The following is an 11,472-nucleotide window of genomic DNA, read 5'->3' as shown; positions in this document are numbered from 1 at the left end:
TTAGGCCTTAATTAGCGAAAATTTAAGCATCAAAGCAGATTGACGTAAGACTTTGATGAGACAGAATTGGTGCGGAGTGGTAGTTCAGTTGGTTAGAATACCGGCCTGTCACGCCGGGGGTCGCGGGTTCGAGTCCCGTCCACTCCGCCACTACTTAGAAACCCTAGCTGAAAAGCTGGGGTTTTTTGCGTTTTAAGCCCCAACATTCATATGCTGGGGCTTTTTTGTATCCCTATCGCATGGTATCGAGTAAGGCATTCAATAATGGTTCTTGGGCACGAGATGCTTTACAACATAATCCAAGCTCTAGCGGTTGTACTATCTCTTGACGCAATCGCTCAACTCTGTCTTTTACTGGGCTGTTATCAATTACCACATCGGGGGCGACCCCAACACCACAGCCTAACGCCACCATACTGACAATAGCCTCGTGACCGGATATTTGTGCATAGATATTGGGCTCGATGGCTTTGCTGGCTAACCACAAATCAGCGAGTTCGCGCGCTGTTCCCGCTTCGGGCAATATTAAAGGTGTGTGTTGCCAGTCAATCGCTTGCAGATCAATGCCACTACTTGCCATTGCAGGCGCAATGACAGACAAGCTCACGGTATCAATGGGTTGAAAGACTAAGCTTGACGATAAATGTTTAGGTTTGGCTGCAATGGCAATATCGGCGCTATTATCTTGTACCTTTTCTTCTGCCTGAGCGGGATCTCCGGTCAACAGCTGTAACTCGATATTGGGATATTGCTGACGAAAGCGGGCAAGTAACTCCGGTAAATGGCTATAGCTAGCGGTCACCGAGCAAAAAAGCGTCAGTTTGCCACCGAGCAATGAAGCATGTTCATTAATATTAGCTTTAGTGGTATGCCATAGCTGTAAGATTTCTCGCGCCACGGGTAATAAAGTTTTTCCTGCGGGCGTTAAGGTAACGGCTTTGTTAGTCCGAATAAACAACGGCTGACCGATGTCCTCCTCAAGCCTTTGAATAATCCGACTTAAGGCCGATGGGCTAGCATGCATGGCTTTTGCCGCGCGGGTATAGCTCTTAGTATCACACAGGTGAAGAAAACCAGTCAGTTGTTTTGCATTCATGGCTTGTTCTTGCTTTATTTGCAATGTCATGTTGTGAATATATCACTTTAGGCAACATGACGGTTAAGGTAGTATTAAAATTAAGCGGTGAAAACACACCCAATCATGGATTCGAATCAATGGAGCACCCTATGGCGAACTACTTTAATACCCTGAATTTGCGTCAACAATTGGAACAATTAGGCGTTTGTCGATTTATGGATCGCGACGAATTTGCCAGCGAGGCCGAATTCCTCAACGGTAAAAAAGTGGTGATTGTGGGTTGTGGTGCACAAGGTTTCAACCAGGGGCTGAACATGCGCGACTCTGGTCTCGATGTGGCTTATGCATTGCGTCAGGCGGCGATTGATGAAAAACGTGCCTCATATCAAAACGCGGTGGATCACGGGTTTGAGGTAGGTAGCTATCAGAATTTGATCCCGCAAGCGGATTTGGTGATTAACCTCACCCCAGATAAGCAACACTCCAACGTGGTAGAAACCGTGATGCCGCTGATGAAAGATGGCGCTGCGCTCGGTTATTCACATGGCTTTAATATCGTCGAAGTGGGTCAGCGCATCCGTGAAGACATTACTGTCGTTATGGTGGCGCCTAAGTGCCCAGGTACCGAAGTGCGTGAAGAGTATAAACGCGGTTTTGGTGTCCCGACTTTGATTGCGGTCCACCCAGAAAATGACCCTAAAGGCGATGGGTTTGAGATTGCCAAAGCATGGGCCGCTGCAACCGGTGGTCATCGTGCAGGAGTGCTAGCGTCTTCTTTTGTGGCGGAAGTAAAATCAGACCTGATGGGTGAGCAAACTATTTTGTGTGGCATGCTGCAGGCAGGCTCGGTTGTTTGCTATGAGAAAATGATTGCAGAGGGTGTTGAGCCAGGCTATGCCGGCAAGCTTATTCAGTACGGCTGGGAAACCATTACCGAAGCACTGAAGTTCGGTGGTATTACGCATATGATGGATCGCTTGTCTAACCCCGCGAAAGTGAAAGCCTTTGAGCTGTCTGAGTCGCTTAAAGAGCTGATGAGTCCCCTGTATAAAAAGCACATGGATGACATTATCTCTGGTCACTTTTCTGCAACGATGATGGCGGATTGGGATAACGACGATAAAGAACTTTTCACTTGGCGTGAAGAAACGGCGCAAACCGCGTTTGAAAACTATCCTGAGTCAGATGTCAGCATCAATGAGCAAGCGTTCTTTGATAACGGTATTTTGATGGTCGCGATGGTACGTGCTGGGGTAGAACTTGCCTTTGAAGTGATGGTGTCATCCGGCATTGTCGAGGAATCAGCGTATTACGAGTCATTGCATGAGTTGCCGTTGATTGCCAACACCATTGCCCGTAAGCGTCTTTACGAGATGAACGTGGTGATTTCTGATACCGCAGAGTACGGTAACTACCTGTTCGCCAATGTGGCGACGCCACTGCTGCGTGAGCACTTTATGCCAACGGTGGGAGCCGATGTCATTGGTAAAGGGCTTGGAGAAACGTCTAATCAGGTCGATAACGCCACTTTAATTGAAGTGAATGACCGTATTCGTCATCACCCGATCGAATACATCGGTGAAGAGTTACGTGGCTATATGACAGACATGAAGCAGATTGCGCTTGATAACTAATTGCACTTGATAACTAATCGCGCTCGATAACTGACTGCCATCAGTTGAAATGATACGCAGAGATAAGCCTGGCCTGAGGGTCAGGCTTTTTGCGTTGATGCGATCGGTTATTGGTGGTTATCTTGCGATTGGCCGATCTTTGTTTCCATTTCCTCAAGCTTTGCTTCCAGCTCTGTGAGCTTTTGACGCGTGCGCAGCAATACCTGAGTTTGTACATCAAACTCCTCACGGCTTACTACGTCAAGCTTAGTGAGCTGGCCTTGAATGGCTTGGCGCACACGGCTTTCCATATCCGTGCCTAACTCTTTGACAGGCTGAGGCATGGCATCGTGAATTTGCTTGGCCATTTGCTCAAGTTTTTTCGGGTCAAACATGGAATACTCCTTTATTAACTGTCTTTATTCTATGTAAATACGTACAGCTTGTCGAAAGGATGACAAAAGAAAAGGGCCCGTAGGCCTTAATAGGATGCATTAATGTGATGCACGATAGTCTTCATCGAGCTTATCAAGCTCATCGTCTTCGACAAACACAGGCAGGGGCTTGTGCTTGCTGGCCAGGTAGGTATAAATCACTGGCAGAACGAATAGCGTGAATAATGTCCCGATGGCAAGACCCGCCACAATCACTATCCCGATGCTAAAGCGTTGCTCGGCACCGGCGCCGGTGGCAAACATGAGCGGGATAAGACCTGCAATCATTGCGGCCGTTGTCATCAAGATCGGACGCAGACGAATTTTTGCAGCCTCTTTTACCGCATCCATTCGGCTGGCTTGGTGATATAGCTGCTGCTCTTTGGCGACTTCACAGATCAGAATACCATGCTTGGTAATTAGACCTATCAAAGTTATCAGCCCCACCTGCGAGTAGATATTCATCGATGACAGCCCCCATGCCAGAGCTATCAAAGCACCACAAATCGCCAGAGGGACTGAGACCAAGATCACCAGTGGGTCGAGGAGCGATTCGAACTGAATCGCAAGCACCAAGTAAATAATCGCCAATGCAAAGAGGAAGGTAGCATACAGAGCACTGCCTTCAGTGACGTATTGACGCGATTCACCAAGGTAATCGTGCTGATACCCTTTGGGTAATTCTGCCGCTTTACTTTCAAACCACTCTACCGCGGTTCCCATGGTCACGCTAGGGGCAGCAACAGCACTAATGGTGGCGGCATTCAATTGATTGAAATGAGGCAATGAGCGTGGCTCGCCTGTCACTTCAATATCAATTAAAGAGCCGAGAGGGATCGAATCACCATTGGCCGCGCTCACGTAGTAGCTTTCGATCGACTCAGGATTAAGACGATATTTACGCTCAACTTGTGGGATCACTTCATACGAGCGACCGTCAAAGTCGATACGGTTAATATAGCCATCCGCCATCATGGTCCCGATCGTCGTGCCGATATCACGCATGGTGACGCCATATGATCCCGCTTTATCCTTATCAATATGGATATTCATCGTAGCGGAGTCGAAGTTAAGGTTAAGCTCCGAGTAAACGAAATTTGGGCTTGATTGCACTTCGCCCATGATTTCAGCGGTCACCTGATACAGGCTTTCGAAGTTATTGGGTGATGTCACCACAAATTGAATCGGCAAACCGGAAGAGGCACCTGGCAGTTCCGGCATTTCGAAGGTGGTAACCTTCATGCCTGGAATATCTTTTACTTCACCCGCCATGCGTTTTACTACGTCAGACTGGCTCGCCTCTCGTTCGCTCCATGGCACCAATGAGGCGATACCAAAGGCTTGGTTCGACTTAGGTACTCCAGAGAAAACTTGCGAGAAAGCCACTTCGGGTTGTTCGTCCAGTTTTTGGTTTACTTCCGCCATGCTGTTTTGGATGTAGTCCAAGTTTGCCGTGGAAGGTGCTGTGCCCATCATGACCACCACGCCTTTATCCTCTGACGGCGCCAGTTCACTCGGGATAAAGCTAAACAGCACCGGCAGGGAAGCGAACACGATCACCGCAAACGTCACGATCACCGGACGGTGTTCCATGACATTGTTGAGCATACGTGCATACTTATCTGTCATTCCATCGAGGAAGCGATGCACGGCTAACTCAAAACGACTCGGCTGCGCGTTGGCTTTAAGCATGGTTGCGCACATGACCGGCGAGAGTGTCAGTGCCACAATGCCGGACACAAATACCGCCCCAGCAGGGTGAGCGCAAATTCCTTAAACAGAGAGCCGGTGATCCCGCCCATCATGGCGATGGGGGCGTAAACGGCCGCCAGCGTCAGCGTCATAGAAATAACGGGTACGGCAATCTCACGGGTACCAATGATGGCGGCACGGAATGGCGATTCTCCCAGCTTAATATGCCGGTCAATATTCTCGAGCACCACAATGGCGTCATCGACCACTAAACCGATAGCCAGCACCATGGCCAGCAGTGTCATCAAGTTCAATGAGAAGCCAATCATCTCCATCACCAGCGCCACACCAATCAGTGACAATGGGATAGTAATAATGGGAATGATTACCGCTCGGAACGAACCTAAAAACAGGGTGATAACCACCAACACAATCAGCGCTGCTTCGATGATGGTTTTGATTACCTCATTGATTGATTCATTGATGGCGTTCGACGAGTCATACAACACGTTCATTTCGATGTTGCTAGGCATGTTACGTTCTACCTCGGGCAACATGTCCATCACGTCTGCAGCAATATTGATGGGATTGGCCGAGGGAGTTGCGTTGATGGCCGCCACAACCGCTTCAGAGCCATTGGCAAGGGCTCGGACTCGGTCGTGACTTTTCTCCAGCGATACTTTAGCAATGTCGCCCAACCGTACGATGCGGCCATCTTGGGTATCAACCACCAGCTTGCTTAACTCTTGCGGTGTTGATACCTGGGTATCCGCACTGCCGTTGTAGACCATAAAGGTTCCGGTAGCTTGTCCGGTTGCCGACTGGTAGTTATTGGCATCCAGTACAGACATAACATCGGTAGCGCTCAGCTTAAAGGCTGCCATTTTTTCAGGGTCAAGCCATACGCGTAAGCCGTACTTCACCCCGCCGCTACAGATCGATTTTAGATACCCCACCGACAGTAAATAGCTGGGGTTTGACGACCCGTTCGAGATAATCGGTGATCTGGCTAGAATCAAGCTCGGGCGAGGTAAAACCGATATACATCACCGCGGTGGTGGAACCGGTCGACATCGACACAGACGGATCTTCCGATTCCGCAGGGAGCTGAGCCCGCACCGAATTTACTTTGGCCAGTATATCGGCCAAGGCAGCGTTCGGGTTGGTATTTAGCTTCATGTTGACCGTAATTGTTGATGATCCAAGCACCGATTCTGAGGTCATAAAATCAATATTGTCAGCTTGGGCGACGGCTTGCTCGAGTGGGGTGGTAATAAAGCCCTGAATCAAGTCAGCACTGGCGCCATAATAGCTGGTTGTGATGGTGACCACGGTATTGGTCATCTCCGGGTATTCCCTGACTTGCATCTTGAGTAAAGACTGCAAGCCGAGTAGCGCAATCAGAATACTGATTGACGCAGCCAGCACTGGGCGCCGGATAAAAATATCAGTAAAGCGCATCACATCCTCGTCTTACAATTGAGGTAATTGTTCTGGTGGAGTGAGAGCGTCGTTTTCGACGATTTTCACTTTAGAGCCATTGCTTAAGCGCACTTGGCCGGAAGTAACAACCTGATCGCCAGGTTGCAGGCCGTCGATAATGCGTGCTTGGTGGCCACGACGCTCGCCGACTGTCAGTACTTGTTGATAAGCGCGTTTTTCACCGTCCTCTTCACGGATCAGATACACACTTTCACCATATAGGTTGAAGTTAATCGCGGTTTGATCAATCACGATTTGATTGTCTATCGTTGGTAAGACGATGTCGGCACGGGCGAACATGCCAGACCGTAATTGGCCATCATTATTGGGGATATTTGCCTCTACTTTAATCAGCCCGCTTTGGCTATTAACTGCCGGTTCAATGGCGCTAATCGAGCCGATAAATGCTTTTTCTGGATACGCATCGACGGTAATGCGAAGCGGCTGACTAAGACGGATTTTCGAGATATCGGTTTGTGGCACGGTAAAGCGTAGTTTCATCACCGAGGTATCTTCTAACCGCGCAATATCGGTTCCGGGTTGCAGATATTCACCCATAAACACATCACGCAGGCCAATCACGCCATCAAAGGGGGCTTGAAGGTTACGTCGTGCAATGGTGGCTTCCAGGGCATTAATGTCCGCTTGTAGAGAACGATAATTTGCTTCAGCTTCATCCAGTGCTTCTTTAGAAATTGACCCTTTCGCAAATAGCCCTTGGTAACGTTTGAACTTGGCCTCTGCTGCCGGTAGCCGTGCTTGAGTACTTTCTAAGTTGGCTTTTTCAACGCTAGAGTCGAGTTCAACCAGGTTTTGCCCCTGTTTGACAGTTTGCTGATTCAAAGTTGATCACATCGACCACACCGGCAATTTGCGTGGTTAAGGTGATCCCTTGATTAGGCTCAACAAACCCGATGGCATCCATGGTGGGTGTCCAGGATTCAGCTTCAACGGTCACCGCGGTGACTGGGTGCGCCGGCTCTGGCATGTTTGCCATGTATTCTGCAATCTTTTGCTGCTTAAATAGGTTAAAGCCAATTACACTGCCAAACAGCAGCAGTGCAAGGATAACCATAAAGAAAAACCATTTTTTCATCGAAGTAAGCTCCGAGCGTCGTTAGTGAAGAGAAATTGCATCCCAGCAAGCGTGGATCGCATCTGCGATAGCATAATTGTCCAGAGTTATAACACCCCGAACCTGTTTGCGAGCTAAACAAAAGGCGGGTTCAAGCCCTAAGGTGATGAGTATCTCATCCTCGAGTGGCTTAAAGCGCCTTTGTTGCTTACCTGATTGAAAGACCTGATAAAGATCAGAGAAAGCCTCGCGCTCTTGCTGAGTTTGTGACTGATCATCGCGTGGCAGTGCATCAAACTGGTCACGAGATAGTAATAAGTGATCGCGTTGTAGCATCATGGTCCACGTATTGCGCCATAACCGCTCAAACTGATCTTTCAGGGTGGGTTCATCCTTTACCCCCTGTTGAATATGGGTCGCACACTGCATCATAAGATGCACGGACAGTTGACGGAGCAAGTCTTCTTTATCATTGAAATAACGATAAATAGTGCCGGCGGCCACTTGCGCTTGGGTGGCGACCTGCTGCATAGAGACTTTGTCGAGCCCACGCGTGGCAATCAGTTGCTCTGTCGCGGCCAATATTTGTGTGCGTTTGTCCATTGATGATGAACTCATTAGTGAATGAACGTTCATTCATTTTAGAGTGAATTTCGTTCGTCTGGCAAGCATGAATTGTAGCAAGCTTGTTGGACCTTGCTTGGGTGAGATAGACATCAGTAAGATTCCTTCTACAATGCCCTCTCAGCCATTAACGAGGTGCCGCCATCATGAAGCTTAATCCCGCGCAATCCGATGCAGTCCGCCATATTGCTGGGCCCTGTCTAGTGTTAGCCGGTGCAGGGTCGGGAAAAACACGCGTGATTACGCATAAGATCGCCTATTTAGTTCAACAGTGTGGCTATAAAGCGCGCCATATTGCGGCGGTGACTTTTACTAACAAAGCGGCACGGGAGATGAAAGAGCGAGTGGCACAAAGCTTGGGTAAGCAAGAATCGCGCGGTTTGATGGTGTCAACCTTCCATACCTTGGGCCTTAATATTATCCGCCGAGAATACAAAACCTTGGGGTTAAAGGCAGGCTTTTCGTTGTTTGATGATCAAGACCAATTAGCGCTACTCAAAGCCCTGACCGAAGAAGAGCTGGATAACGATAAAGATTTGCTGCGTCAACTAGTCCACACCATCTCCAACTGGAAAAATGCGATGTTGGGACCGGATGAAGCTCTGGCGCAAGCACAAGGTGAGCGGGATCAGTTATTTGCCGCCTGCTATGCGCGCTATCAAAAACAAATGCGGGCTTACAACGCCTTAGACTTTGATGATCTTATTTTGATGCCGGTCGCGCTACTTAGCCAGAACCAAACCGTGCGTGAGCGCTGGCAAGCACGTATTCGCTATTTATTGGTCGATGAGTATCAAGATACCAACACCAGCCAGTATCAGTTAGTGAAGCTGTTGGTGGGTGAGCGCGCGCGTTTCACTGTGGTGGGCGATGATGACCAATCGATTTACTCCTGGCGCGGTGCCCAACCCAAAAACCTTGTCTATCTACAGCAGGATTTTCCGCGTTTACATGTGGTGAAACTGGAGCAAAATTACCGCTCAACCAGCCGTATTTTGCGCGCGGCTAACATCCTGATTGCCAATAACCCCCACGTGTTTGAAAAAACTTTATTCTCATCCTTGCCTGATGGTGACATGCTCAAAGTACTAACCGCCAATAACGAAGAGCATGAAGCAGAACGTGTGGTTGGCGAGCTGATAGGCCATCGCTTTTTAGGGCGGACGCAATATAAGGACTACGCGGTGTTATACCGTGGTAATCACCAATCGCGTTTGATTGAAAAAGCGCTGATACAAAACCGTATTCCTTACAAGATTTCCGGTGGCACCTCGTTTTTCTCACGAGCGGAAATCAAAGACATCATGGCGTACTTACGTTTGCTCACTAATCCTGATGACGACAATGCGTTTTTGCGTGTGGTGAATACGCCGCGACGTGAAATCGGCCCAGTAACCCTAGAAAAACTCGGCAGTTATGCCAACCAGCGTGGCAAGAGCTTGTTTGCGGCGAGCTTTGAGTTAGGCCTGACGCAGCATTTATCTGGGCGAGGTCTGGCTGCCTTGCAAGCGTTTGCGCGTTGGATTGTTGAGTTGTCTGATCAGGCTGAGCGGGGTGATACCGTGTCCGCGGTGCGATCACTGTTGCGTGATACACAGTATGAAGACTGGCTGTATGAAAGCTCATCCAGCCCTAAAGTGGCAGAGATGCGGATGAAAAACGTCTCACAGCTTCATGGTTGGATTGTCGCTGATCTTCAGGGGGATAACCCGGATCAAGTTGAACGAAGCCTGCGAGAAGTGGTTCAGCGCCTGACGCTGCGTGACATGATGGAACGTGGCGAAGATGATGATGAGGCTGACCAAGTACAGTTGATGACGTTGCACGCATCGAAAGGACTAGAGTTTCCATATGTGTATTTGATCGGCATGGAAGAAGGCTTGTTGCCTCATCAATCGAGTATTGATGAAGATAATATCGACGAAGAGCGGCGCTTAGCTTACGTCGGATTGACCCGCGCACAAAAGGCGCTGACCTTTGTGGTTTGCAAAGAAAGGCGTCAGTTTGGCGAGCTCATCAAGCCACAACAAAGCCGTTTCCTGGATGAATTGCCGTTTGATGATCTTGAGTGGGAGTCGCAGAAGAAACCCGTCTCCCAAGAAGAGCGAATGGAAAAAGGGCAAGCAGCGATCGCCAATTTAAAAGCGATGTTAGACAAAAATAAATAACACCGCCTAAAACGGTGTTATTTGTACATTTGCTGACTGAGCAGTTAGTTATAACGCATCCAGCATGTGTTCGATGGCAGCGATAATCTCGTCGTCCGAACAATCCATACAGGTTCCTTTAGCGGGCATGCCATTAAAGCCGTTGATGGCATGCTTGGTTAACGTTTCCATGCCTTTATCAACCCGTGGACCCCATGCGACAGCATCGCCCATTTTCGGTGCACCCGCCGCACCTGTGCTGTGACAGGCGGTACAATAGGTGTTGTAGACCTGGTCCCCACTACGTGGACCCGTTGGCTCTGCTGCTGCTGTTTGCGTGGGGGCTTCTCCATCAATATAGACATCACCCACAGGGGCAATGCGCTCAGCAATCGCAGCTTTTTCTTGCTCAGACACTTCTAATGCTTGCGCAGCAGAAGCAAATAATAGGGCTGCAACTGAGGCAACCATGATACGACCTAGACTTTTTCCCTTTGCGCTCACAATGACACTCCCACATTACTGGTGGCTTAACGCCTTTTTTATCTTATTTGCCGCCAACCTTCAGGGGTGAATCAATCAAGGGTGATTCGGTTGCGGCCTATCAGTCTCGTCTCAACGGATTGGCCAACCGTGCTAGGTTAACCCCGTGTAAAGATTAGGTGATTATAGCGCTTTAGATTGTTACGTTAAACCGTTATAGTAGAGACCTGACTGACGATTTCTACGCGATTTGTTGAAAAAGAGACCAGTCAGTAAAAAAATTAAAAAAAGTGCTAGACGGCTGGTGGTGATATCCGTAATATTCGACACCGCCAACGGGGCAAGCGCCCGTAGCTCAGTTGGATAGAGTGTTGGCCTCCGAAGCCAAAGGTCACAGGTTCAAATCCTGTCGGGCGCGCCATTTTCGAGATAAGAAATATGGCAGAAAATCAGTGGTGGCTGTAGCTCAGTTGGTAGAGCCCTGGATTGTGATTCCAGTTGTCGCGGGTTCAAGTCCCGTCAGCCACCCCATTATTTTCGCAGTAAGCGATATGTCGGTGAATAGCGCAGTTTGGTAGCGCATCTGGTTTGGGACCAGAGGGTCGGGGGTTCGAATCCCTCTTCACCGACCACCATTACAAACCCTAGCCTAACGGCTGGGGTTTTTTCGTTTTAGTTCTCTCTCATTCCTCTTCATCGGTCACGATGATTAATTCTCACCGCTTTCCTTACTCCTCTGCTTCCGATTAGCAGACATGGAGAATAAAAAGACAGAAATTAGAGCTCTATCAAGGTTCAGCGAGATAAAAGTTCATCAATTGGTAATAAATTCACGACTGATCGA

The 11,472-nt window shown here is 48.8% G+C and carries 6 protein-coding genes, 4 tRNA genes and 2 pseudogenes; 6 read left to right on the top strand and 6 right to left on the bottom strand.

Features of this window, described 5'->3' with window-relative positions; genetic code table 11:
- The first annotated feature begins 73 nt into the window (after window positions 1-73).
- Window positions 74-150, top strand: a tRNA-Asp gene (locus tag DZ54_RS0114695).
- An 82-nt stretch (window positions 151-232) separates the two neighbouring features.
- On the opposite strand, the gene ilvY is transcribed toward DZ54_RS0114695, so the two are convergent.
- Window positions 233-1,096 carry an HTH-type transcriptional activator IlvY gene (gene ilvY / locus DZ54_RS0114690; RefSeq protein ID WP_025674891.1) on the bottom strand — a complete coding sequence of 288 codons (864 nt, stop codon included), beginning with the start codon at window positions 1,094-1,096 and terminating at the stop codon, window positions 233-235.
- 131 nt (window positions 1,097-1,227) lie between these two features.
- Between ilvY and ilvC the strand changes: the two genes are divergently transcribed.
- A complete protein-coding gene (gene ilvC / locus DZ54_RS0114685) occupies window positions 1,228-2,712 on the top strand; it encodes a ketol-acid reductoisomerase (protein ID WP_025674890.1) in 1,485 nt (494 codons plus the stop codon).
- Between the two features lie 107 nt (window positions 2,713-2,819).
- On the opposite strand, the gene ubiK is transcribed toward ilvC, so the two are convergent.
- From ubiK to DZ54_RS0114665, 4 genes and pseudogenes are all read right to left on the bottom strand, one after another.
- Window positions 2,820-3,086, bottom strand: coding sequence for a ubiquinone biosynthesis accessory factor UbiK (gene ubiK, locus DZ54_RS0114680; RefSeq protein ID WP_025674889.1), 267 nt, complete (start codon window positions 3,084-3,086; stop codon window positions 2,820-2,822).
- 99 nt (window positions 3,087-3,185) lie between these two features.
- A pseudogene (locus tag DZ54_RS22170) lies at window positions 3,186-6,278 on the bottom strand (multidrug efflux RND transporter permease subunit).
- 12 nt (window positions 6,279-6,290) lie between these two features.
- Window positions 6,291-7,395 (bottom strand): annotated as a pseudogene (locus DZ54_RS22165) (efflux RND transporter periplasmic adaptor subunit).
- Between the two features lie 21 nt (window positions 7,396-7,416).
- Window positions 7,417-7,977, bottom strand: a complete 561-nt coding sequence (locus DZ54_RS0114665) for a TetR/AcrR family transcriptional regulator (protein WP_025674888.1) — start codon at window positions 7,975-7,977, stop codon at window positions 7,417-7,419.
- 167 nt (window positions 7,978-8,144) lie between these two features.
- Here DZ54_RS0114665 and rep point away from each other — a divergent pair, with 167 nt between their 5' ends.
- Window positions 8,145-10,166 carry a DNA helicase Rep gene (gene rep / locus DZ54_RS0114660; protein WP_025674887.1) on the top strand — a complete coding sequence of 674 codons (2,022 nt, stop codon included), beginning with the start codon at window positions 8,145-8,147 and terminating at the stop codon, window positions 10,164-10,166.
- A 48-nt stretch (window positions 10,167-10,214) separates the two neighbouring features.
- Here the strand turns inward: rep and DZ54_RS0114655 are convergent, their stop codons facing one another.
- Window positions 10,215-10,649: a c-type cytochrome gene (locus DZ54_RS0114655; protein ID WP_025674886.1), complete on the bottom strand. Its 435-nt coding sequence runs from the start codon at window positions 10,647-10,649 to the stop codon at window positions 10,215-10,217.
- Between the two features lie 323 nt (window positions 10,650-10,972).
- Between DZ54_RS0114655 and DZ54_RS0114650 the strand changes: the two genes are divergently transcribed.
- The 3 genes from DZ54_RS0114650 (at window position 10,973) to DZ54_RS0114640 (ending at window position 11,260) form a co-directional block, all read left to right on the top strand.
- Window positions 10,973-11,049, top strand: a tRNA-Arg gene (locus DZ54_RS0114650).
- A 34-nt stretch (window positions 11,050-11,083) separates the two neighbouring features.
- A tRNA-His gene (locus DZ54_RS0114645) sits at window positions 11,084-11,159 on the top strand.
- 24 nt (window positions 11,160-11,183) lie between these two features.
- Window positions 11,184-11,260 (top strand) — tRNA-Pro (locus DZ54_RS0114640).
- Window positions 11,261-11,472 lie beyond the last annotated feature (212 nt).

Source organism: Salinivibrio socompensis S35, assembly GCF_000513715.1.
GTDB classification, from domain to species: Bacteria; Pseudomonadota; Gammaproteobacteria; order Enterobacterales; family Vibrionaceae; genus Salinivibrio; species Salinivibrio socompensis.
This window is presented reverse-complemented; position numbering and strand designations above follow the sequence as displayed.